At 60.8% G+C, this 22,958-nt stretch carries 22 protein-coding genes and 3 tRNA genes; 10 read left to right on the top strand and 15 right to left on the bottom strand.

Features of this window, described 5'->3' with window-relative positions; translation table 11 throughout:
• Nucleotides 1-20 precede the first annotated feature (20 nt).
• From LGQ10_RS30185 to LGQ10_RS30150, 8 genes are all read right to left on the bottom strand, one after another.
• Nucleotides 21-293, bottom strand: coding sequence for an HU family DNA-binding protein (locus LGQ10_RS30185; protein ID WP_022639715.1), 273 nt, complete (start codon nucleotides 291-293; stop codon nucleotides 21-23).
• Nucleotides 294-440: 147 nt separating this feature from the next.
• Nucleotides 441-2,837, bottom strand: a complete 2,397-nt coding sequence (gene lon, locus LGQ10_RS30180; protein ID WP_226524098.1) for an endopeptidase La — start codon at nucleotides 2,835-2,837, stop codon at nucleotides 441-443.
• 163 nt (nucleotides 2,838-3,000) lie between these two features.
• Entirely contained in the window at nucleotides 3,001-4,284 is a 1,284-nt protein-coding gene (gene clpX, locus LGQ10_RS30175; protein WP_058437181.1) for an ATP-dependent Clp protease ATP-binding subunit ClpX, read from the bottom strand.
• Between the two features lie 112 nt (nucleotides 4,285-4,396).
• The gene (gene clpP, locus LGQ10_RS30170; protein WP_226524097.1) at nucleotides 4,397-5,032 is read right to left on the bottom strand and encodes an ATP-dependent Clp endopeptidase proteolytic subunit ClpP; all 636 of its coding nucleotides are present in this window, start codon (nucleotides 5,030-5,032) and stop codon (nucleotides 4,397-4,399) included.
• A gap of 92 nt (nucleotides 5,033-5,124) precedes the next feature.
• The gene (gene tig, locus LGQ10_RS30165; protein WP_058435918.1) at nucleotides 5,125-6,435 is read right to left on the bottom strand and encodes a trigger factor; all 1,311 of its coding nucleotides are present in this window, start codon (nucleotides 6,433-6,435) and stop codon (nucleotides 5,125-5,127) included.
• Nucleotides 6,436-6,838: 403 nt separating this feature from the next.
• Nucleotides 6,839-6,923: transfer RNA gene (locus tag LGQ10_RS30160), tRNA-Leu, on the bottom strand.
• A 61-nt stretch (nucleotides 6,924-6,984) separates the two neighbouring features.
• Nucleotides 6,985-7,060 (bottom strand) — tRNA-His (locus LGQ10_RS30155).
• Nucleotides 7,061-7,092: 32 nt separating this feature from the next.
• Nucleotides 7,093-7,169: transfer RNA gene (locus LGQ10_RS30150), tRNA-Arg, on the bottom strand.
• A 280-nt stretch (nucleotides 7,170-7,449) separates the two neighbouring features.
• On the opposite strand from LGQ10_RS30150, the gene folD reads away from it, so the two are divergent.
• Both folD and pbpG read left to right on the top strand, forming a co-directional pair.
• A complete protein-coding gene (folD, locus tag LGQ10_RS30145) occupies nucleotides 7,450-8,304 on the top strand; it encodes a bifunctional methylenetetrahydrofolate dehydrogenase/methenyltetrahydrofolate cyclohydrolase FolD (protein WP_058435919.1) in 855 nt (284 codons plus the stop codon).
• A 291-nt stretch (nucleotides 8,305-8,595) separates the two neighbouring features.
• Nucleotides 8,596-9,534 carry a D-alanyl-D-alanine endopeptidase gene (gene pbpG, locus LGQ10_RS30140; protein ID WP_226524096.1) on the top strand — a complete coding sequence of 313 codons (939 nt, stop codon included), beginning with the start codon at nucleotides 8,596-8,598 and terminating at the stop codon, nucleotides 9,532-9,534.
• A gap of 60 nt (nucleotides 9,535-9,594) precedes the next feature.
• On the opposite strand, the gene LGQ10_RS30135 is transcribed toward pbpG, so the two are convergent.
• Nucleotides 9,595-10,269 carry a hypothetical protein gene (locus tag LGQ10_RS30135; RefSeq protein WP_058435921.1) on the bottom strand — a complete coding sequence of 225 codons (675 nt, stop codon included), beginning with the start codon at nucleotides 10,267-10,269 and terminating at the stop codon, nucleotides 9,595-9,597.
• A 222-nt stretch (nucleotides 10,270-10,491) separates the two neighbouring features.
• On the opposite strand from LGQ10_RS30135, the gene LGQ10_RS30130 reads away from it, so the two are divergent.
• Nucleotides 10,492-10,662 (top strand): hypothetical protein, encoded by a 171-nt coding sequence (locus tag LGQ10_RS30130; RefSeq protein WP_226524095.1) that lies wholly within the window; start codon nucleotides 10,492-10,494, stop codon nucleotides 10,660-10,662.
• A gap of 73 nt (nucleotides 10,663-10,735) precedes the next feature.
• Here the strand turns inward: LGQ10_RS30130 and LGQ10_RS30125 are convergent, their stop codons facing one another.
• Both LGQ10_RS30125 and LGQ10_RS30120 read right to left on the bottom strand, forming a co-directional pair.
• Entirely contained in the window at nucleotides 10,736-11,491 is a 756-nt protein-coding gene (locus tag LGQ10_RS30125) for a TerC family protein (RefSeq protein ID WP_226524094.1), read from the bottom strand.
• A 30-nt stretch (nucleotides 11,492-11,521) separates the two neighbouring features.
• Nucleotides 11,522-11,770, bottom strand: coding sequence for a hypothetical protein (locus tag LGQ10_RS30120; protein ID WP_058435922.1), 249 nt, complete (start codon nucleotides 11,768-11,770; stop codon nucleotides 11,522-11,524).
• Nucleotides 11,771-11,903: 133 nt separating this feature from the next.
• On the opposite strand from LGQ10_RS30120, the gene nhaR reads away from it, so the two are divergent.
• Nucleotides 11,904-12,809: a transcriptional activator NhaR gene (gene nhaR, locus LGQ10_RS30115; RefSeq protein WP_058435923.1), complete on the top strand. Its 906-nt coding sequence runs from the start codon at nucleotides 11,904-11,906 to the stop codon at nucleotides 12,807-12,809.
• A 1-nt stretch (nucleotide 12,810) separates the two neighbouring features.
• On the opposite strand, the gene LGQ10_RS30110 is transcribed toward nhaR, so the two are convergent.
• The gene (locus tag LGQ10_RS30110; RefSeq protein ID WP_226524093.1) at nucleotides 12,811-13,968 is read right to left on the bottom strand and encodes an MFS transporter; all 1,158 of its coding nucleotides are present in this window, start codon (nucleotides 13,966-13,968) and stop codon (nucleotides 12,811-12,813) included.
• A 350-nt stretch (nucleotides 13,969-14,318) separates the two neighbouring features.
• Here LGQ10_RS30110 and sstT point away from each other — a divergent pair, with 350 nt between their 5' ends.
• Nucleotides 14,319-15,551 (top strand): serine/threonine transporter SstT, encoded by a 1,233-nt coding sequence (sstT, locus tag LGQ10_RS30105; protein WP_058435924.1) that lies wholly within the window; start codon nucleotides 14,319-14,321, stop codon nucleotides 15,549-15,551.
• A gap of 79 nt (nucleotides 15,552-15,630) precedes the next feature.
• On the opposite strand, the gene LGQ10_RS30100 is transcribed toward sstT, so the two are convergent.
• Together LGQ10_RS30100 and LGQ10_RS30095 are read right to left on the bottom strand one after the other, a co-directional pair.
• The gene (locus tag LGQ10_RS30100; protein WP_058435925.1) at nucleotides 15,631-16,140 is read right to left on the bottom strand and encodes a DUF1993 family protein; all 510 of its coding nucleotides are present in this window, start codon (nucleotides 16,138-16,140) and stop codon (nucleotides 15,631-15,633) included.
• 70 nt (nucleotides 16,141-16,210) lie between these two features.
• Nucleotides 16,211-17,239, bottom strand: coding sequence for an AraC family transcriptional regulator (locus LGQ10_RS30095; RefSeq protein WP_226524092.1), 1,029 nt, complete (start codon nucleotides 17,237-17,239; stop codon nucleotides 16,211-16,213).
• A 162-nt stretch (nucleotides 17,240-17,401) separates the two neighbouring features.
• Here LGQ10_RS30095 and LGQ10_RS30090 point away from each other — a divergent pair, with 162 nt between their 5' ends.
• Both LGQ10_RS30090 and LGQ10_RS30085 read left to right on the top strand, forming a co-directional pair.
• Nucleotides 17,402-19,906 carry a flavin-containing monooxygenase gene (locus LGQ10_RS30090; RefSeq protein ID WP_226524091.1) on the top strand — a complete coding sequence of 835 codons (2,505 nt, stop codon included), beginning with the start codon at nucleotides 17,402-17,404 and terminating at the stop codon, nucleotides 19,904-19,906.
• A gap of 216 nt (nucleotides 19,907-20,122) precedes the next feature.
• Complete coding sequence (locus tag LGQ10_RS30085; protein WP_226524090.1) at nucleotides 20,123-20,773, top strand: YceH family protein; 651 nt, start codon at nucleotides 20,123-20,125, stop codon at nucleotides 20,771-20,773.
• A 15-nt stretch (nucleotides 20,774-20,788) separates the two neighbouring features.
• On the opposite strand, the gene LGQ10_RS30080 is transcribed toward LGQ10_RS30085, so the two are convergent.
• On the bottom strand, nucleotides 20,789-21,607 hold the full coding sequence (locus LGQ10_RS30080; protein ID WP_058435929.1) for a shikimate 5-dehydrogenase: 819 nt from the start codon (nucleotides 21,605-21,607) through the stop codon (nucleotides 20,789-20,791).
• Between the two features lie 241 nt (nucleotides 21,608-21,848).
• Here LGQ10_RS30080 and LGQ10_RS30075 point away from each other — a divergent pair, with 241 nt between their 5' ends.
• The 3 genes from LGQ10_RS30075 (at nucleotide 21,849) to LGQ10_RS30065 (ending at nucleotide 22,947) form a co-directional block, all read left to right on the top strand.
• A complete protein-coding gene (locus LGQ10_RS30075) occupies nucleotides 21,849-22,202 on the top strand; it encodes a hypothetical protein (protein ID WP_058435930.1) in 354 nt (117 codons plus the stop codon).
• Nucleotides 22,203-22,451: 249 nt separating this feature from the next.
• Nucleotides 22,452-22,646, top strand: coding sequence for a hypothetical protein (locus LGQ10_RS30070; protein ID WP_058435931.1), 195 nt, complete (start codon nucleotides 22,452-22,454; stop codon nucleotides 22,644-22,646).
• A gap of 118 nt (nucleotides 22,647-22,764) precedes the next feature.
• Entirely contained in the window at nucleotides 22,765-22,947 is a 183-nt protein-coding gene (locus LGQ10_RS30065; RefSeq protein ID WP_058435932.1) for a hypothetical protein, read from the top strand.
• Nucleotides 22,948-22,958 lie beyond the last annotated feature (11 nt).

The following is a 22,958-nucleotide window of genomic DNA, read 5'->3' as shown; positions in this document are numbered from 1 at the left end:
GGCAAAGACCTTGAAGAAACTTAGTTGACAGCTTCTTTCAGTGCTTTACCGGCTTTGAAACCTGGCTTTTTAGCAGCGGCGATTTCCAGAGTCTTACCGGTCTGAGGGTTACGACCAACGCGAGCTGGACGATCAGTTACCGAGAAAGTACCGAAACCAACCAGCACAACAGAGTCACCGGCTTTCAGAGCGCCAGTAACGGATTCGATTACTGCATCCAGCGCACGGCCAGCAGCAGCTTTCGGGAGATCAGCAGATGCAGCGATAGCATCAATCAGTTCCGACTTGTTCACTCTAAGTCCCCTTTATATCTATGAGTATGATTCTAAGTTTTTTGGTGAAAGCAAAAACGAGTGCTGAATGGCCTACAGGCACTTAAGAGCCGCTTTATAACAAGGGCTCTAAAAAGCTGTCAAGGAAGCCCCCCAGGCTAATGCGTACTAATGCGTGCTAATTCTTTCCTTAGAGTCAGACTCGCGTTTTTCATCCTTTGCAACTATCTCGGGAGCCACATCCGGCAAGGGCTCCGGCGCGTATTGCAGCGCAATTTGCAGGACTTCGTCAATCCATTTAACGGGTTTGATCTGCAGATCCTGCTTGATATTGTCAGGAATTTCTTTCAAATCGCGAACATTCTCTTCCGGAATGATCACCGTCTTGATTCCACCACGGTGGGCGGCGAGTAGTTTCTCTTTCAAACCACCGATGGCCAGTACCTGGCCGCGCAGCGTGATTTCGCCGGTCATCGCCACATCAGCTCGTACCGGGATGCTGGTCAGGGCCGAAACCAGAGCCGTGCACATGCCTACGCCGGCACTCGGGCCGTCTTTCGGGGTCGCCCCTTCAGGCATGTGGATATGGGTATCGCGCTTCTCGTGAAAGTCCAGGGGAATGCCCAGGCTCTTGGCCCGGCTGCGCACCACGGTCAAGGCCGCAGTAATCGACTCGACCATGACGTCGCCCAGGGAACCGGTCTTGATCAACTGGCCCTTGCCGGGAACCACGGCCGCTTCGATGGTCAACAGCTCACCACCCACCTGGGTCCATGCCAGGCCGGTCACCTGACCGATCTGATCCTGTTGCTCGGCCAAGCCGTAGCGGAACTTGCGCACGCCCAGGAAATGCTCCAGCAGGTCGGAGGTGACCTTCACCGAGAAGCGTTTTTCCATCGCATGCTCTTTCACCGCCTTGCGGCAGACCTTGGCAATCTGGCGCTCCAGGCCCCGCACACCGGCCTCGCGAGTGTAGTAACGGATGATGTCGCGGATCGCTGTCGGATCGAACTCCAGCTCGCCCTTCTTCAGGCCGTTGGCCTGGATCTGCTTGGGCGACAGGTACTTGACCGCGATGTTGATCTTCTCGTCCTCGGTGTAGCCCGGCAGCCGGATCACTTCCATCCGATCCAGCAAGGCCGGTGGAATGTTCATCGAGTTCGAGGTGCAGAGGAACATCACATCGGACAGGTCGTAGTCGACTTCCAGATAGTGATCGTTGAAGTTGTGGTTCTGTTCGGGATCAAGCACCTCGAGCAGAGCCGAGGCAGGATCGCCGCGCATGTCGCTGCCCATCTTGTCGATTTCGTCAAGCAGGAACAACGGGTTGCGCACGCCAACCTTGGTCATCTTTTGAATCAATCTTCCGGGCATCGAACCGATGTAAGTCCGGCGGTGACCGCGAATTTCCGCCTCGTCACGTACGCCGCCCAAGGCCATGCGCACGAACTTGCGGTTGGTGGCATTGGCGATGGACTCGGCCAGGGAGGTCTTGCCGACCCCAGGAGGACCGACCAGGCACAACACTGGGCCACGAATCTTCTTCACACGCTTCTGGACGGCGAGGTACTCAAGGATCCGCTCCTTGACCTCTTCCAGGCCATAGTGGTCGGCATCAAGGATGTCCTCGGCGCGAGCCAGGTCCAGGCGCACCTTGCTCTGTGCCTTCCACGGCACCTGCACCAGCCAGTCGATGTAGGAACGGACCACGGTGGCCTCGGCGGACATCGGCGACATCTGCTTGAGCTTGTTCAGCTCGGCCTGGGCCTTGGCCATCGCATCCTTCGGCAGACCGGCGGCCTCGATGCGTTTCTTCAGCTCTTCAATTTCGTTGTGACCTTCGTCACCGTCACCCAGCTCCTTCTGAATGGCTTTCATCTGCTCATTCAGATAGTACTCACGCTGGCTGCGCTCCATTTGCTTCTTGACGCGGCCACGAATGCGCTTTTCCACTTGCAGCAGGTCGATCTCGGCATCCAGCAAGGCCAGGACATGCTCGACCCGTGCGGACAGGTCGATGATCTCGAGGATTTCCTGCTTCTGCTCGATCTTCAACGCCATGTGCGCCGCCATGGTATCCACCAGGCGACTCGGCTCATCAATGCTATTGAGGGAGGAAAGAACCTCGGCAGGCACCTTCTTGCCCAACTGCACATACTGCTCGAATTGGGACAGCAGGCTGCGCACGAACACTTCCGACTCACGGTCGGGAGCATCCACTTCATCGATCAGCGCGACTTCGGCACGGCAATGGCCGTCCACTTCGCTAAAGCGCTCGACTGCGCCACGTTGCTCGCCTTCGACCAGCACCTTGACGGTGCCATCGGGCAGCTTGAGCAACTGCAGCACGGTTGCAATGGTTCCTACACGGTAGAGTGCATCTTCACCGGGATCGTCATCAGCAGGGTTTCTCTGAGCCAGCAGGAGAATCTGCTTGTCGCCCGTCATCGCTGCCTCGAGGGCTTCGATCGACTTCTCGCGCCCCACGAACAGCGGGATAACCATGTGCGGATAAACCACGACATCACGCAATGGCAGGAGAGGCAATTCGATGGTTGTCTTCATGATTTCGCCTCTACGGCGGCCGTACGGCCGTAAACAGATGGAAGTAAGCTTGAAACCAAGATGGGGGCTGCCTTAAAAAAAAACAAGCTCAAAGACAGCACTTTAAAGACGCTAAAAACAAAGGGGCCCGAAGGCCCCTTCTTTCAAACAGACAGCCCGACACTTAGGCGTCAGGTGCTGCCTTGGCCGTCGGCTCACTGTTCTCATAGATGTACAGCGGCTGGGACTTGCCTTCAATGACGCTTTCGTCGATCACTACTTTACTCACCTCGGACTGCGAGGGGATCTCGTACATGGTATCGAGCAGGACACCTTCGAGAATCGAGCGCAGACCACGAGCACCGGTCTTGCGTTCAAGAGCCCGCTTGGCCACCGCTTTCAACGCGTCACTGCGGAACTCCAGATCGACACCCTCCATCTCGAACAGCTTGCCGTATTGCTTGGTCAAGGCGTTCTTCGGTTCGGTAAGAATCTGGATCAGCGCAGCCTCGTCCAACTCGTCCAGGGTTGCCAGGACAGGGAGACGACCTACGAACTCTGGAATCAGGCCGAACTTGACCAGATCATCAGGCTCGACTTCACGCAGGGACTCGCCAACCTTCTTGCCCTCCTCCTTGCTGCGTACTTCGGCATTAAAACCGATGCCACCGCGAGTGGAGCGATTCTGGATAACCTTTTCCAGGCCGGAGAAGGCACCACCACAAATAAACAGGATGTTCCGGGTGTCGACCTGCAGGAATTCCTGCTGTGGATGCTTGCGGCCGCCCTGGGGCGGAACAGAAGCAACAGTGCCTTCGATCAGCTTCAACAGTGCCTGCTGTACACCTTCGCCGGAAACATCCCGGGTAATGGAAGGGTTGTCGGACTTGCGGGAAATCTTGTCGATTTCGTCGATGTAGACGATACCCATCTGGGCCTTCTCCACATCGTAGTCGCACTTCTGCAGCAGCTTTTGAATGATGTTCTCGACGTCCTCACCCACATAACCGGCTTCGGTCAGGGTGGTGGCATCGGCAATGGTAAAGGGCACGTTCAACAGGCGCGCCAGGGTTTCCGCCAACAGCGTCTTACCCGAACCTGTAGGACCGATCAGCAAGATGTTGCTCTTGCCAAGCTCGACGTCGTCACTCTTCTTGTCACGTTGGTTCAGGCGCTTGTAGTGGTTGTACACCGCTACTGCCAGAACCTTTTTTGCACGCTCCTGACCAATCACGTACTGATCAAGGATGCCGCTGATTTCTTTAGGCGAAGGCAATTTATGCGCGCTGCTCTCGGCCTGTGCTTCCTGCACCTCCTCACGGATGATGTCATTGCACAGGTCGACGCACTCGTCGCAGATAAAGACCGAGGGGCCGGCAATCAATTTGCGTACTTCATGCTGGCTTTTGCCACAGAAGGAGCAATAAAGCAGTTTGCCGTTGTCCTCGCCGTTGCGGGTGTCAGTCATTCGTTCGATCCAAATCCGATAGGCTTGCAACACAAGATGAAGGCTATTGCGGGCTTTTTCAAGCCCGCCACTGATCGGAACAACCGACCAAGCCTATTTTGAGCTGCTTATTTTAGGCGGGGCGCTGGTTGATGACTTCATCGATCAACCCGTACTCGCGCGCAGCTTCGGCGCTCATGAAATTATCGCGGTTGGTATCACGCTCGATTTCTTCCAGAGTGCGCCCGCTGTGCTTGGCCATCAGCGAGTTGAGACGCTCACGGATGAAGAGGATTTCCTTGGCATGGATTTCGATATCCGACGCTTGACCCTGGAAACCGCCCAGTGGCTGGTGAATCATCACTCGGGAGTTCGGCAGGCAGAAACGCTTGCCAGCGGCACCGGCTGTCAGCAAGAACGCGCCCATGCTGCATGCCTGACCAATACAGGTAGTTGAAACATTGGGCTTGATGAACTGCATAGTGTCGTAGATCGACATGCCAGCCGTCACCGAGCCGCCCGGGGAGTTGATATAGAGATGGATGTCCTTGTCCGGGTTTTCCGCTTCAAGGAATAGCAGTTGCGCACAAATCAGGTTGGCCATGTAGTCCTCTACCGGACCCACCAGAAAGATCACTCGCTCCTTGAGGAGGCGCGAGTAGATGTCGTAGGCGCGCTCGCCACGAGCAGACTGCTCGACAACCATCGGGACCAGGCCGCCTGCGGCCTGGATATCAGAGTTCTGCTGAATATAAGAATTACGGAACATGCTCTGCAGTCACTCCCAAATAGTCACGTCTTGAATACGCATAAGCCAGCACGAAGGCTGGCTTATGGTGTGTGCTTCGAACGAGAAGAAAATCAGTCGGCTTGAGGTGCTTCTACCGGCTTGACCGCTTCTTCGTAGGAGACCGATTTGTCGGTCACGCTAGCTTTCTGCAGAACAGTATCCACAACTTGTTCTTCCAGCACAACCGAACGAACTTCGTTCAATTGCTGCTCGTTCTTGTAGTACCAGGACACGACTTGCTCAGGCTCCTGGTAAGCCGAAGCCATTTCCTGGATCAGCTCGCGAACGCGGTCTTCATCAGGCTTCAGATCGAATTGCTTAACAACCTCAGCAACGATCAGACCCAGGACTACGCGACGCTTGGCTTGCTCTTCGAACAGCTCGGCAGGCAGTTGATCCGGCTTGATATTGCCACCGAACTGCTGAACAGCCTGAACGCGCAGACGGTTAACTTCGTTGTCCAGCAGCGCCTTTGGTACTTCGATCGGGTTGGCGGCCAGCAGACCATCCATAACCTGATTCTTCACCTTCGACTTGATGGCCTGACGCAGCTCGCGCTCCATGTTCTTGCGAACTTCGGCACGGAAACCATCCAGACCAGATTCCTTGATGCCGAACTGAGCAAAGAACTCTTCGGTGAGCTCAGGCAGCTTGGGCTCGGAAACGCCGTTGACGGTAACAGTGAACTCGGCAGCCTTGTTGGCCAGGTCCAGGTTCTGATAGTTCTCTGGGAAGGTCAGGTTCAGAACGCGTTCTTCACCGGCTTTGGCGCCAACCAGGCCATCTTCGAAACCAGGAATCATTCGACCGGAACCCAGCACCAGCTGAGTGCCCTGGGCTGAACCGCCAGCGAAGACTTCGCCGTCGACTTTGCCAACAAAATCGATGTTCAACTGATCGTCATTCTGGGCGGCACGATCAGTCGCTTCGAAACGAACATTCTGCTTGCGCAGGATTTCCAGCATGTTGTCCAGATCAGCGTCAGCAACGTCGGCACTCAGGCGCTCAACGGCAATGCCTTCGAAACCGGCTACGGTGAACTCAGGGAACACTTCGAAAGTAGCGACGTATTCCAGATCCTTGCCCTTCTCCAGCACTTTAGGCTCAACCGAAGGAGCGCCAGCCGGATTCAGCTTCTGCTCAACAACAGCTTCGTAGAAGGAAGCCTGGATCACATCACCCACTGCTTCTTGACGCGCATCAGCCTCATAACGCTGACGGATCACGCTCATTGGAACCTTGCCAGGACGAAAGCCCGGAATTTTGGCCTTTTGGGCAGTCTGCTGCAGACGCTTGTTGACCTGGCTCTCGATGCGCTCAGCCGGCACGGTGATGCTCATGCGGCGCTCAAGAGCAGAAGTATTTTCAACAGAAACTTGCATGGATATTCCTCGTTGCACAGACGATTAGCCGGCCGTTTTCCGACCCCAGAATCAAGGGCATGCATTCTAGTGGGTCAAACCCAAGAAGTCACCCTACCGAAAACGGGTAAAAAGCGGCCGGCCATGTGAAGACAGGGACAAAGGTTCCAGCCCCGTCATGAGAGCAAATACTACGAATCAAACCAGGGCCTCCACACCAACCCTTCTATATATAGAAGGAGCCGGCCCGAGCCCTCGAACACACCAGCCAACAGCATGCTCGCCCGGATACTCGACGAACACACAGGGATTCACTTCGCCACTGGCCCGTACCGCAAACCTGACCGCAACAAACGCGAAAACGAAAACGGCGCAGCCCCTTTCAGGTACTGCGCCGTCATCTGCTATTAACTAGCTACTTTATTGGTGCGGACGAAGAGACTCGAACTCTTACACCTTGCGGCGCTGGAACCTAAATCCAGTGTGTCTACCAATTCCACCACGTCCGCGAACAAGCTTTCTTTTAAAGCAAAGGCGCCAGACTGTTAATCTGGCGCCTTCTTTCGAATATGGGGTGGACGATGGGGATCGAACCCACGACAACAGGAGTCACAATCCTGTGCTCTACCAACTGAGCTACGCCCACCATATTGCGTTACTTGTGCCAAAGCTGCCTAATGGCGCACCCGGCAGGACTCGAACCTGCGACCATCCGCTTAGAAGGCGGATGCTCTATCCAGCTGAGCTACGGGCGCCTTATTAATCTGTACTCTTTAAATGACTACAAACTAATTGCTTCAGTCGTTGCGAGCTAAACTTCAACTCTGCCCGACCTTCTTAACCAGTGCTAGGCTGTGCCCGACAAGTGCGACGAATGTTATAGACGAGCCGTTAGGTCGTCAACTCTTTTTTGAAAAAAATTCATTTAATTAAAGGGGTTAGGGCAATTTGCAGATCAAGCGCCTTTGCCCTCTCGTTCCGACATGCGAGAATGCGTTCTCTTTTTCTCTCCCTCTCGATGGTTAATCACGCGTCATGACTGCACAACTAATCGACGGCAAAGCGATCGCCGCTAGCCTGCGCCAGCAGATCGCCAAGCGTGTCGCCGAGCGTCGCCAGCAAGGCCTGCGTACTCCGGGCCTCGCGGTGATTCTGGTCGGCAGCGACCCAGCCTCCCAGGTCTATGTCTCGCACAAGCGTAAAGACTGCGAAGAGGTTGGCTTCCTTTCACAAGCCTATGACTTGCCGGCTGATACCACCCAGCAAGCCCTGGCAGATCTCATTGATCGCCTCAACGATGACCCGAACATCGATGGCATCCTGCTGCAACTGCCCCTGCCCGAGCATCTGGATGCTTCTCTATTACTGGAGCGCATCCGCCCGGACAAAGACGTGGATGGTTTCCATCCTTATAACGTCGGCCGCCTGGCCCAGCGCATTCCCCTGCTGCGCCCCTGCACCCCCAAGGGCATCATGACCCTACTGGAAAGCACCGGCGCAGATCTGTACGGCATGGATGCAGTCGTGGTCGGCGCATCCAACATCGTCGGGCGTCCCATGGCCATGGAGTTGCTGCTGGCCGGTTGTACCGTGACTGTGACCCATCGTTTCACCAAGGACCTGGCGGGCCATGTCGGCCGGGCCGACCTGGTGGTCGTGGCCGCCGGCAAGCCGGGCCTGGTCAAGGGCGAGTGGATCAAGGAAGGCGCCATCGTCATCGATGTCGGAATCAACCGCCAGGAAGACGGCAAGCTGGTGGGCGATGTGGTTTATGAAACCGCCCTGCCCCGAGCCGGCTGGATTACCCCGGTGCCGGGCGGCGTAGGCCCCATGACCCGCGCCTGCCTGCTGGAAAACACTCTGTACGCCGCCGAGTCGCTGCATAGCTGAGTTGCCCAGCACGAGTAGAAGCCCGCCACTGGCGGGCTTTTTTTATTCCTCGAACCTGCAATGGCCAGCCTCGAATATCGCCAGCGGTTCTCGAGCCCATGCTTTCACCGCCCCTCGAACCGACACGTCACGACCGTTCAGGAAAAAACCGGGCTTTTTCTTGGTTTTGAAAGGCTTTCACCTGACTGCTGAAGAGCAATCGACAGTTCTTCCGCCATACTCATAAAATGTAACGTTTTTCCGAAAAAGCCCGTGGCGACACGGCATATCCATCCTATCGAGTCCACCAGCGTGAAAATTCGTCTCTCCATCCTCAGCTTGTTGTTCGCTGTGTCCGGCACCCTGATCGCACATAGCGCCAGCGCCGCCGAAACCACCGCAGCGCCCAGAGACACTTCACAACTGCACATCGCCTCCGGCAGCGCGCTACTGCTGGATCTGCAGACCAATAAAGTCATCTATTCAAGCAACCCGGACGTCGTGGTCCCCATTGCCTCGGTGACCAAGCTCATGACGGCCATGGTGGTCCTGGACGCCAAGCTGCCCATGAACGAATACATTTCCGTGAACATCAGCGACACCCCGGAAATGAAAGGCGTGTTTTCCCGGGTCAAGCTCAACAGCGAGCTGAGCCGCCAGGAAATGCTGCTGATCACCCTGATGTCCTCGGAAAACCGCGCCGCCGCCAGCCTGGCCCACCATTACCCGGGCGGCTATGCCGCCTTCATCGCCGCGATGAACGCCAAGGCCAAGTCCCTGGGCATGATCCACACCCGCTATGTGGAACCTACTGGCCTGTCGATCCATAACGTGTCCACTGCCCGCGACCTGAGCAAGCTGCTCCTGGCCGCCCGCAAATACCCCATGCTGAGCGAACTGAGCACCACCAAGGAAAAGACCGTGGCGTTCCGCAAACCCAACTACACCTTGGGCTTTCGTAATACCGACCACCTGGTCAACAAGGACAAGTGGGACATCAAGATCACCAAGACCGGCTTTACCAACCAGGCTGGCCACTGCCTGGTATTGGTCACCAGCATGGGCAACCGACCGGTGGCCCTGGTCATCCTTGATGCCTTCGGCAAATACACCCATTTCGCCGATGCCAGTCGAATCCGCAACTGGATGGAAACCGGCAAGAGCGGTTCGGTACCGGACGTAGCCCTGCGCTACAAGGCGGAGAAGAACCTCAAGAGCCGCCAGACCGGCGTGACCCAGGCCTCCCACTGATCGACCGCAGCCGCCCTTGCAACAACGGCGCCCTCGGGCGCCGTTGTCGTGTGTACAGGATCAATGATTCTCGAGCGCCCTGCTCGCCCGGGCCGCCGCCTGCTCCTGTCCCGCCTGGGCCAGTTCATTGACAGCTTTGAGCCAACGCTGGCGATCGACTCCGGCCGGTAGCTGGTTCGGCGCCTGGATCAACACCGCAAAGCTGCCGGCATCCTTCCAGGCAGACTCGAACGCATCGAACTCCATCAACTGCCGACGCAGCTTGGCTCCTCGCAGCAGGACCGTCTGCTTGTCGCGGTTGTAACCTGCCAGCACGGCGTAACGCGGCTCGGTCCAGAAGGCCGAACCTTCGGTGAAGCGCACCAGCACCGGATAACCCGCAGCGACCTGGGCCAGCAAGGCCGCCAGGTTGGCGTCCAGGGGATAAACCACCATGCCGTACTCACGAGCCAGGTTCTGCATGTTCTGCTGCAACTGAGCCTCGGCTCCCGGCAGGTGCAAGGGCTTGTCCAACAACCCCGGGGTGATCGCGATGCCCTGTTGCGACAGCATGCTGGCCAGGGCCCCAGGCCCGCTCTGGTACATCTCGCCACGAAAGAACGGCACGCTGTTGAGCTCCACCCGCTCCGGCAGGCGCTGGATCTGCGGCTGAGCGCTACCGGCACAGCCCGCCAGGCCCAGGACACAGGCACTGACCACCAGCGCCGCTCGCAATCGAGGAAATACCCGCACCATCATCGCTCTCTATATCTGACGCCGGGCATCCTGCTCCCGGCTGGGGCCCTGATCATAGGGCGCTTGCGAGCGAGGGTATAGCGCCATCCTGCAGTTAATTGAAAACCATAGAGCGAAGTGTTCGAAGACTCTCGACTATTGGTCAATTGCTTGAAACACATGGGCTACTAGACTGTCGGTTAGTAAGAGTGTGTGCCCCAACGGGCATGGAAGGAGGCACTTATGAGCCTGACAACGACAATCCTGATGCTGATCCTGGGCTGGCTGGCGGTAGCCGGAGCCATGCTCTGGGGCGTTCTGCGCATCACCCGCCGCCACCACCAACCCCGGCAGCCTGCCGCAACCGTAATCGCTGCGGAAAAAACCGGCCGGCGTCCCGCTTCCGCCCACTGACAGCCTCCATCAACAAAGCGGCCGCCTGGCTCCAGGGAGCACAGGCGGCCGCAGGTCGTGCCTCCAACTCAGGTCAGGCCTGGGGCTGGTCTTCCTGGCGCTTCTGCCGGGCGCGGCGAGCCAGCATGTTCAAGCACTCGATAGCCGCCGAAAACGCCATCGCCGCATACACATACCCTTTGGGCACGTGAGCGCCAAAACCTTCGGCAATCAGGGTCATGCCGATCATGATCAAGAAGCCCAGGGCCAGCATCACCACGGTCGGGTTGTCATTGATGAACTTGGCCAGCGGTTCGGCCGCCAGCAGCATTACCAGTACCGAGGCCACCACCGCGATGATCATGATCGGCAGGTGCTCGGTCATGCCCACGGCGGTAATGATGCTGTCGATGGAGAACACCATGTCCAGCAACAGGATCTGGCCGATCGCCGCAGCAAAACCGATGGCAACGCCGGGCGCCTCGGTTTTGCCTTCTTCAGGCTTGGCATCCATGCTGTGGTGGATTTCCGTGGTGGCTTTCCACACCAGGAACAGGCCACCGGCGATCAGGATCATGTCCTTCCAGGAGAAGCTCTGCCCCATGACATCGATCACCGGCTCAGTGAGCTGGACAATGAACGCCACGGTACTGAGCAGCGCCAGGCGCAGGAACAGCGCCATGCCGATACCCAGGCGCCGCGCCTTGGCCCGGTGCTTTTCCGGCAGTTTGTTGGTGAGGATGGAAATGAAGATCAAGTTGTCGATGCCAAGCACGATCTCCATCACCACCAGGGTGGCCAGGGCGACCCAGGCGGTGGGACTGGCAGCGAGCTGTAAAAGGTAATCCATGGGTCAATCCTGACTCGGGTGAATGAAAAATCAGATTTCCTGGGACGACTCGGCCTGCTTGGCATCGTCGTCCTGGTTCTTTTCCTTGCCAATCGCGCCGCCAGTGGCATCACTCAGGGCTTGCTCTGCGGCCTTGTGAGTGTCGTCGATGGCCTGCTTGGCTGCCTGCGCCGTCTTGTCCAGCACCTGCTGGGCACTTTTTTCCGCTTGCTCACAGCCAGCCAGGGCAAGCATAGACAGGGTTAGCACCGAGACCGTGCCCAGGGTTTTCAATGACATGCTCTTTCCTCGAGAGTACGGACAGGGCCAAAGGCTGGCCCGTCGATGGCGAGGAATTCTAAGGAGCGCAATACTTCAGGAAAATTCGTATTTTCAGCAGCTATACTTCGGTTTTTACGAACTTAAGGTCGCCATGCTCAACTATCGCCAATTGCATTACTTCTGGGTCGTGGCCAAGACCGGCAGCATCGTGCGCGCCTGCGAGCAGCTCAACCTGACACCCCAGACCATCAGCGGGCAGATCACGCTGCTGGAACAAACCCATGGCGTGGAATTGTTTCGCCGGGTCGGACGCCAGCTCGAACTGACCGAGGCCGGGCGCCAGACCCTGCCCTACGCCGAACAGATGTTCCAGCTGGGCGGCGAACTGGAGGCCATGCTTCGTGCTCGCCCCGACGAGCAACAGATCCAGTTTCGCGTAGGGGTGGCGGACGTGGTGCCCAAGTCCATCGTCTACCGGCTGATTGCCCCAACCATGGAACTCAGCGAGCCGATCCGCCTTACGTGCCGTGAAGACAAGCTGGAGCGCCTGCTGGCCGACCTGGCCATCCAGCGCCTGGACCTGGTGATTTCCGACAGCCCCATGCCGACCCACCTGGACATCAAGGGCTACAGTCAGAAACTGGGTGAATGCGGCATCAGCTTCTTCGCTACCGAGCGATTGGCCCGCCTGCATGGCAGCGACTTTCCCCGTGGCTTGCACGGGGCGCCGCTGCTGATCCCCGGACAGGAAACCGTCGTCCGCAGCCGCTTGCTGCGCTGGTTCGCCGAGCAGCAACTGCAACCGCGAATCATCGGTGAGTTCGATGACAGCGCGCTGATGCAGGCTTTCGGCCAGTCCGGCAGCGGCATCTTCATTGCCCCCAGCGTGATCGCCGATGAAATCCGGCAACAGTATGGGGTGCAACTGATTGGCCAGACCGACGCCGTGGCCGAGTCGTTCTATGCCATTTCCGTGGAGCGCAAGGTCAAGCACCCCGGCATCGTGGCCATTACCGAAGGGGCGCGGCGGGAACTGTTCACGCCCCTGAACCACTGACTCAGGAAGCGCAGGCCCGGGGTGCCTCCACCTTCATCAACAGCAGCGCCAGGACGATGGACAGCAGGATGAAGCCGGCGGCCGTGAATCCCAGATGGCCCAGGCCGAAGGTATCGATCACTCGGCCACCGACCATCGCGCCCAGGCCCACACCGACGTTGGCCCCGGCAATGTTCAGCGAGGCTGCAAATGCCGGCGCCTGCGGAGCGGCCTTCATCATTCGCACGTGGCTGACCAGGAACATCGCCGCCTGGGTCATGCCCCAGATCCCCATGGCCGCTGCCAGCCCCAGGGTCGAGTGAATACTCGGTACCAGGGCCACCATGCCGCCCATCATCAGGGCACAGAACACCATCGAGGCGATCAGTGGATGGCGGTCCACCACCCGGCCGCCCAGGGAGTTGCCGATCAGCCCCACTGCACCAAACCCCATCAGGCACCAGCCCACCAGCGTGCCGTTGAAACCGGCCAGACGCTCCAGGATGTCCGCCAGGTAGGTGTAGGCGGTGAACATGCCGCTGAAGACCAGAATCGACAGCAGCACATGCCCCTGCATCAGCGGATTGCGCAGGATACGAAACTGCGAGCCCAAGCTGGCCTGCTCATCGTGTACCGCAGTCTTGGGCAGGTAGAAGTACAGCAGCAGCGCCTTGGCAAAGGCCACCAGCGCCAGGATGGCGAACGCACTGCGCCAGCCGAAGACGTCGGCAATCAGGGTGCCCACCGGAATCCCGAATACCGTGGCGCAGACAATGCCGAAGCCAATCTTGGAAATGGCACGCCCGGCATCGTCCGGCCCCACGATGTCCACCGCGGTTTCACTGGCCAGGGCCCAGAACACCGGCAGCCCCAAGGCCGGCACCAGCCGCGCGATGGCCATCACCCAGATGTTCGGCGCCAGGGCCGCCACGGCATTGGACAAGCCGAACAGCACCAACACGATGATAAATAGCTGCTTGCGCGGAAAACGCGCGAAGTAGGCCGTCAGAAAAGGCCCGAAGGCCGCGACGGTGAAGGCGAACAGAGTCACCAGCAAACCCGCCTGGGACACGCTGACCTGCAAGTCGCGGGCGATCGCCGGCAACAGGCCGACGATCACGAACTCGGTGGTCAGGATGGTGAAGCCCGCAGCCGATAACAGCAGGATGGGAAACAACATGAAAAACTCCAGCAACGACCGATGACAGCGACGACCCGAGGGGCGCGCTGAGCAGAAAGGCAAAAAGGGGATGGCGAATAGTAACAGACCCGATGCAGGTCAAGGCAAGCCTCATGCCGCCATCGCAAGTGCCGACAAGTGGCAGATCGTCACATCGACACGGGAATCCGGGCCTGCTGTGATAAAGTCCGCCCCTGCCCCAAACGGACATCGGGTACGCGTCTGCCACGCAAGTCGTCCGATAGTCGGTTGCTTTCCGACCGCAGCCTGGTGTCGCGGTTCAGTCCCGCAGGTCGCGCGGCCCCGGGAGCCCGATATGCACTGCACATTAAAAAAATAGAGATACCCTCATGAGCGCTTCGCCCCCTTCCTTCCTGCACTCCCTCAAACGCCTGAGCCTGGTGACCCAGATCGTCATCGGCCTGATTGCCGGCATCATCCTGGCACTGCTGGCACCCGAGGTGGCCAAGTCCACCGCGTTCATCGGCAAGGTGTTCGTCTCGGCGCTCAAGGCCGTGGCCCCGATCCTGGTGTTCGTGCTGGTGATGGCGTCGATCGCCAACCACAAGCACGGCCAGGAGACCCACATCCGGCCGATCCTGGTGCTCTACCTGCTGGGCACCTTCGCCGCCGCAGTGGTCGCGGTGATCGCCAGCAGCCTGTTCCCTTCCGCGCTGGTCCTGTCCACCCATGACGTGGCCATCAGCGCACCCGGCGGCATCAGCGAAGTGCTGCAGAGCCTGCTGCTGAGCGTGGTGGACAACCCGGTCAGCGCCCTGATGAACGCCAACTTCATCGGCATCCTGGCTTGGGCCATCGGCATGGGCGTGGCCATCCGCCATGCAGGCGAAGCCACTCGCAACGTGCTCGACGACCTGTCCAACGGCGTGACCCTGATCGTACGGGTGGTGATCCGCTTCGCTCCCCTGGGGATCTTCGGCCTGGTGGCCTCGACCCTGGCCACTTCCGGCTTCAGTGCCCTGCTCGGTTACCTGCACCTGCTGGCCGTGCTGATCGGCAGCATGCTGTTCGTCGCCCTGGTGATGAACCCGCTGATCGTCTACTGGAAGATCCGCCGCAACCCCTTCCCGCTGGTGCTCACCTGCCTGCGCGAGAGCGGCATCACCGCGTTCTTCACCCGCAGCTCGGCGGCCAACATCCCGGTCAACCTGGAGCTGAGCAAGCGCCTGGGCCTGCATGAAGATACCTACTCGGTCTCCATCCCCCTGGGAGCCACCATCAACATGGCCGGCGCGGCAATCACCATCACCGTGCTGACCCTGGCCGCCGTGCATACCCTGGGCATCGCCGTCGACCTGCCTACCGCCGTGCTCCTGAGCGTGGTCGCGGCCATCTGTGCCTGTGGCGCGTCCGGTGTCGCCGGCGGTTCGCTGCTGCTGATCCCCCTGGCCTGCAGCCTGTTCGGCATTCCCAGCGAAATCGCCATGCAAGTGGTCGCCGTGGGCTTCATCATCGGCGTCCTGCAGGACTCGGCGGAAACAGCGTTGAACTCCTCCACCGACGTACTCTTCACCGCGGCCGCCTGCCTGGCCCAGGAAGACAAGGGCCAGGCGTCGGCCTGATTCTGCCCCCATGAAAAAGCCCGGCCAGGTTGACCCTGGCCGGGCTTTTTCATGCCTTGGACAACGACCTGGCGAAACCTCAGAAGGCGCCCATGTAATCGCGCTTGCCCACCTCCACACCGTTATGACGCAGGATCGCGTAGGCGGTGGTGACGTGGAAGAAGAACTGCGGCAACCCGTAGGTCAGCAGGTAGGACTGGCCGCTGAAGCGCTTCTCTTTCGGAGTGCCTGGACGGGTGACGATCTCGATACCTTCCTTGCCGTCGACCTGGGCTGGCTGGATACCGTCGAGGAAGGCCAGCACCTTGGCCAGCAGCGCCTGCAAGTCGGCGAAAGTGGCTTCGTTATCGTCGTATTTGGACAGCTCGATCTCGGCCAGGCGCGAAGAAACCCCCTTGGCGAAGTCGACGGCGATCTGGACCTGGCGCACCAGTGGGAACATGTCCGGATACAACCGGGCCTGGAGCAAGGCATTGGGCTCGATGTTCTTGGCCAGGGCATGGGCTTCGGCCTTGTGCAGCACATCGCTCAGGGCCTTGAGCATCTGCTTGAAAACGGGAACGGAAGCGGCGTACAGGGAAATGGTCATGACAGTCTCGATCAGGGGTGGCGGGAATACAGCGACCGAGCATTATAGCCGCAGCCAGGGGGGCAACGGGTTACTCGGGTGGGCCCTGGCGATAGACACTGGGCGCCACTGCGAACCAGCGCTTGAAGCTCTGGGAAAAACTCGAGAGATCACTGAAACCCAGGCGCTCGGCGATCTGGCTCAGGCTCAACCCAGGGTTGGCCAATAGCTCCAGGGCCCGGGCGCTGCGCTGCTCGGCCAGCAACTGGCGGTAGCTGGTGCCCTCCTCCTGCAAGCGTCGCTTGAGCGTGCGCACGCTGGTGTGATTCAACCGGGCCATGCCCGGCAGGTCCGGCAGGCTGCCGGCCGCTAGAGCCCCCAACTGCTGGCGGACCTGCGCCGCGCTGCCCCGGGGAGCCTGGCGGCGCTCCAGCAACTGGGAGCACATCTGCTCGCACATCGACACCGTGACCGGGTTGGCCTGGAGCAACGGGCGCTGCAGGAAACGCCGGTCGAACACCAGGCTGTGGCAAGCGGCCCGGAACTCGGGGACCAGGCCAAAGATTCCCTGCACCGCCCCCCCATTGCCGTGGACAGGAGGCGCCCCGCGGCGGGTCAGTCGCAACAGGCGAAAATCCTGGCCGACGATTTCCTTCATCAGCACCGCTGCCGCGGCCATGTCCCGCTCCAGCAGAAAGGCGCGCACGCCGATATCGCTCAATGCAGGTTCACCAAAGGTCAGCACCCCCACCCCGGGCTCCTGGTGATAACCGATATGGCTGAAGGCATAGGTCAGGGGCAGGAAGCGCAAGGCCAGGCGCAAGGCATCGGCCGGGGTCGCGCTGCTGATCAGGCCATAACCGAACAGGCCATAGGTAGAGAAGTGATAACGCAGGCCCACCTCATGCCCCAGCCCCGGGGGGTGCCCCAGCAAGGCCAGCAGGTTGCCCACCACACAGAGCTCCTGGGCCGCCGACAGCAGGCTGTTGGGGTCCTGCAGTTGCTCCATGGACAGGCCCGTGCCGGCCAGCAAGCGCGCCAGCGCCAGCCCCTTCTCAAGGCCGAAGTTCACCAGCAGCAGCGCGCTGGAGGGTCCGCGGGTGAATGACTGAATACTCATGGGCCGGCTCATCGCGTCATGATTTGGCCCAAATACTAAAGCACTTGTCCTCTTGCAGCATGGGGTCGCTGGCCGATTGCCCGCATGCTTCACTGACCAGGGCCGCAGCAACCGCACAGGAACGTGGCCCCGTTGCCCCACGACAATAACAATGAGGTCCTCATGCCCGCATCCACCACTGCTTCGAACCCCGAACTCGACCTGCCCCTTGAAGCGATCATCATCGGCGCCGGGTTCGGCGGCCTGGGCATGGGCATTGCCCTGCGCAAAGCCGGGGTCAGTCGCTTCGTCATCCTGGAGAAGGGCCAGGACGTCGGCGGGGTCTGGCGCGACAATGTCTACCCCGGTGCTGCCTGCGACGTGCCGTCACATCTGTACTCGTTTTCCTTCGAGCCCAATCCCCGCTGGTCCCGGACGTTCGCCCCCCAGGCGGAGATCCACACCTATTTGCAGCACTGCGCCGAACGTCATGGCATGGCACCGCATATCCGCTTCGGCGCCGAGGTCGACCAGGCGCGGCTCGACGAAACCCGAGGCTGCTGGCGCGTCACCTGCAACGACGGCCAGGAGCTCCTCACCCGCTTGCTGATCAGCGCCACTGGCCAGTTGAGCCGGCCGGCGCTGCCGAAACTGACCGGCATGGAAAGCTTCGGCGGCCATGTCTTCCATTCCGCCAACTGGGATCATGACCACTCCCTGGCCGGCAAGCGGGTGGCGGTCATCGGCTCCGGCGCCTCGGCCATCCAGTTCGTGCCGCAGATTGCCTCCCAGGTGGCAGCACTCAAGGTTTTCCAGCGCTCGCCGGCCTACATCATGCCCAAGGCCGATCGCCCCTACAGTGCCCGGGAGCAACAGCATTTCGAGAGGCATCCGCTCTGGATGAAGCTGGTTCGCGCCGCTCACTACCTGCATTTCGAGTCCCGGGCGCTGGGCTTCACCCGCTTGCAGGGCCTGACCCGCTGGGTCGTGGGACGGCCCTTTCACCAATTGCTGGACGCCTCGGTGTCCAACCCCGAACTGCGCCGCCAGATGACCCCGGACTACCCCATCGGCTGCAAGCGCATCCTGCTGTCCAACGACTACCTGGCCACCTTCGACCAACCCCACGTGCAACTGCTGACCCAAGGCATCGAGCGCATTACCGAACAGGGTATCCAGACCCTGGACGGCGAGCAGCACGAGGTCGATACCATCATCTATGGCACCGGTTTCGCCGCCACCGAGTTCCTTTCGCCGATGCGCATCACTGGTCGCAACGGACTCGACCTGAACCAGGCGTGGCAACAGGGCGCGGCCGCCTACCTGGGGCTGAGCGTGCCCGGCTTCCCCAATTTCTTCATGCTCTACGGCCCCAACACCAACCTGGGCCACAACTCCATCATCCACATGCTGGAAAGCCAGATATCCCATGTGATGAATGCCCGCCGAGCCTTGCTGGCCAGTGCCGCCCAGACCGTGGAGGTGGATGAACAACCCCACCGCCGCTTCCAGCAACGGATCCAGCGACGCCTGGCCACCTCGGTATGGAGCGGCTGCAGGAGCTGGTACGTGGATGAACGGGGCCACAACAGCACCAACTGGCCCGGCTTCACCTGGTCCTACCGCTGGCTGACCCGTCATGCCGGGCTCGCGGCCTACCACCTGTCCAGCCCCCTGGACCAGGCCTCACCCCTCAGCGCCGGCCAGCGCGTGGCGGCCCCCGGGGACTGGCTGGAACGGGCCAACGCCGCGTTCCTGCGGCTGTTCCTGCGCCTGAGCTTCAAGGCCCTGATCGGGCCGCCACGCGCCCTGGCCAGCCAGCGCAAGATCGTCGCCGGCCTGTCCTGGTTGATGCCCCCGGCCCTGGGGGTGAAACGCCGGCGCACGCACCTGGGCGCACTGCCCCTGCAGATCATCGAACCCAAGGCCCGGGCCGCCAAGGGCGTGATCCTCTACTTGCACGGAGGTGCGTTCTGCCTTGGCAGCCCGGACACCCACTACAGCGTCACCAGCCGCCTGGCCAGGGACAGCGGTTGTGCCGTCTGGGCTCCGGACTACCGACTGGCACCGGAGCACCCCTACCCGGCGGCACTGGACGACTGCCTGGCCTGCTACGACGCGATCCGCGCCCAGGGCTGCCCGCCGGAACAACTGCTGATTGCCGGCGACTCTGCCGGTGGCGCGCTGGCCCTGGCGCTGGCCCTCGCCTTGAAGGAACGTGCAAGCGGCATCGCCGCCGGGCTGATGCTGCTGTCGCCGGTCACCGACCCCGGGCTGGGCGGTGCCAGCCTGCAGAGCTGCCAGGCCAGTGATCCAATGATTCGCCGCGACTGGCTGGAGCAGGCGCTGCAAGCCTATGCGGCGCCCAGCCAATCACCGTTGCACCGGCCCCTGGATGTCGATCTGGGCGGCCTGCCACCCATGCTGATACAGGTGGGCGACCAGGAAACGCTGCTGTCCGACTCCTGCCGCCTGGCCGAGCATGCCCGAGCCTGCGGAGTCGCCTGCCAGCTGGAAGTCCACCAGGATCGCTGGCACGTCTTCCAGCTACAGGCCTTCTACCTGCGCTCCGCCAGGAATGCCCTGCGTACCCTCGCTCGCTTCGCCCGCCAGCGCCTGGCCCCGCCGCTACCGACCAGCCCCCAGCCAGCGGCGATCAAACCCGCCACTCAGGCCCAGCCCGGCTGATCCGCAACGACCGTGCCTGCTGCGACAAGCCCCATGGCCGGTGTTGTCGCCAGGTGCCTGTTACCAAGTTCTGATGGCCAGGAACGGGTTCTGCAGGTAAAACAGAGCCCCTCGAAAGCGGCCGCCATGGCCATGCCGGAAGACCCGCGCGCCCATCGGGCATCTCCCGCCGGTTTTCCCTGCGTCTTTCCATCAGCCACCAAGGGAGCAGCACCCATGAGCAGCGAACACGAAACCTCCAGCGACCCCCTGCGTCTTGGCAGCACGGAGATCCGTATCCTGGGTTCATTGATCGAAAAACAGGCTGCCAATCCGGAAACCTACCCCCTGACCCTCAACGCCCTGGTCATCGCCTGCAACCAGAAGACTAGCCGCGAACCCGTGATGAACCTGACGCCGGGCCAGGTCGGGCAGAGCCTTCGGACCCTGGAAGCCCAAGGCTTCACCCGCCTGCAGATGGGCAGCCGCGCCGATCGCTGGGAGCAGCGCCTGGACAAGGCCCTGGAACTGGTGCCGGCGCAATTGATCCTCTGTGGCCTGATGTTCCTGCGCGGTCCGCAGACCGTGAACGAGCTGCTGACCCGCAGCGGTCGCATGCACGATTTCGAGGACAGCGAGCAGGTCCAGCATCAGCTCGAGCGCCTGGTGGCTCGTGGCCTGGCCCTGCACCTGCCGCGCCAGGCCGGCCAGCGCGAAGACCGCTACACCCATGCCCTGGGTGATCCAGCGGATATCGAGGCGATCCTGGCCGCCCGTGGCAACCCGGTGGAACGCAGCACGGGCAGCAGTGTTTCCCTGGAGCGCATCGAAGAACTGGAAGCGCGGATCGCCGCGCTGGAAGAACGCCTGGCCCGCCTGGAAGGCTGACCTCCCGCTCCGACCTCAGGCCCGGGCGAAGGCCACCGCCTTCTGGAACTGCTCCTCGCTCGGGCGCACGCCGGTATACAGCACGAACTGCTCCAACGCCTGGATGGCAATCACCTCAAGCCCGGTGATGACCTGCTTGCCCTCGGCCCGAGCCCGCAGGATCAACGGCGTCTGCGATGGCACCGCCACCACGTCGAACACCGTCTGCGCCGCCGCTATGGCTTGGGCGTCGAAGGCCAGTTGCTGCGCTTCAAGGCCGCCGCTCATGCCGATCGGCGTGACATTGACCAGCAACTGCGGCCGCAACTCGCCGAGCTCCGCTTGCCACTGGTAGCCCAGGGCACTGGCCAGGGCACGCCCGGCCACCTCATTGCGGGCGACGATCACGCCGTTGGCATAACCGCCATCACGCAAGGCACTGGCCACCGCCTTGGCCATCCCGCCGCTGCCACGCAAGGCAAACGTGGATTCCCTGGGGACGGCGTGGGCCGCCAGCAACTGCGCCACGGCGATGTAGTCGGTGTTGTAGGCCTTCAAGTGGCCATTGGTGTTGACGATGGTGTTGATCGAAGCAATGGCCCGGGCCGATGGGTCCAGTTCGTCCACCAGGGCAATGCAGTCTTCCTTGAACGGCATGGACACCCCGCAGCCACGAATTCCCAGGGCGCGGATCCCGCGGACCGCACCCGGCAGGTCCTGGCTGCCGAAGGCCTTGTAGTAGAAATTCAGCCCCAACTGTTCATACAGGTGGTTGTGGAAGCGCAAGCCGAAATTCCCCGGACGCCCGGACAGCGACATGCACAATTGAGTGTCCTTGTTGGGGTTCATCTGCATTTTCATCTCCTCGTTCGGCACTTTCGGATAGACGGGATTAGCCAAATGCCGCGCTTGTGCCCGATCCTGTCGGCGCGTGTTCCAAGGTCCCGCACCGCCCAGGGATGACGGTAACGAGACCGGTACAGACCTTACACAACATTTACCCTGGGGCCGTGCAGTTTTTGCAGGTTCCGCTGTCTTAGAAGTATCCCCGCGTCATCCAGACCACAGACCCCGGGGGTTGAATCGAGGAAATACCATGATCTCCAAAATCCCCAAGATAGCCTTGCTCATTGGTGCACTCGCTGTCGCAGGCCAGGCATCCGCCCATGGTGGTGGCTGGGCCGGGCCGGCCGCGCTGGGTGCGGTCGTCGGCGCTGCCGTCGTGGGTTCGGTGATCGCCAACCAGGATCGTCCGGTCTACGTGCAGCAAGCACCGGTCTACGTGCAACCGGCGCCCGTGTACGCCGCGCCGCCCCCGCCGGTCTACTACCAGCCGGCGCCCGTCTATGTGCAGCAGCCGATCTACTACCGCCCCGCGCCGGTGTACTACGGGCCACCGCGTGGCTACTACGGCCATCCGCATTACTACTACGGCCCCGGCCGCTGGTAATCGACAGCAGCACCCAACCACAGGCCCCGCCCCCGAAGCGGGGCCTGTTGCATTCCGGCATCGCCCGGATGTCTGAATAATTCTGCAGGATGTCGTGACTGGAACAGTACTTGCGTTTAAATCCGGCAATAGTGTGGTGATCCCGGGGGCGACCCGGGCGACACGAAACGGTCATGTTTGTGTCATTCAAGGGCTGCAAGATCGATCCAGTCCGATCGCCACAGGCCCACAACAACAAGGACGCTCCCCATGCCTACGCAAAACCCCCATCGCATTGCCGGCCGCTGCACCTCCAGCCGGGTGTACGACGCCCTGACCGAGCTCAAGCACCTGGAAGGCCATCGCAATGCCAAGTTCCTCTCGCTGTTGACCCAGAATCTGGTGCGCAAGGGACTGCTCAACGAGCATGAGGTGTTGCAGATGCTCGACCAGGTCGTGGACTGATCCCGCGCGCGCCGTGGGTGAATATCCTGCCCACCCATCGATGTCCACTATCGATCCGGGTGATTTTTCGTAGCACTGCACGCTTTGTAAGGTAACCGCTCCCCTGAAGGAGGTTGCCATGCCCAAGGTCCAGATCATGTCCGTCGTCGGCAGTGCCGTTCCCGCCCCGCTTCGAGCCTCGGGATTGCTCGCCTGCTGGTACCTGGTCCGCGATGGCGAGACCGTCAGCGGCCCGCTGGCATCGCTGACCGCCGCCCAGGCCCTGTCCCGGCAACTGGAACGCCAGGTGCTGCACGCCTAGATTGCCTGTGC

Origin of the sequence: Pseudomonas sp. L5B5 (genome assembly GCF_020520285.1) — a bacterium.
GTDB lineage: Bacteria > Pseudomonadota > Gammaproteobacteria > Pseudomonadales > Pseudomonadaceae > Aquipseudomonas.
This window is presented reverse-complemented; position numbering and strand designations above follow the sequence as displayed.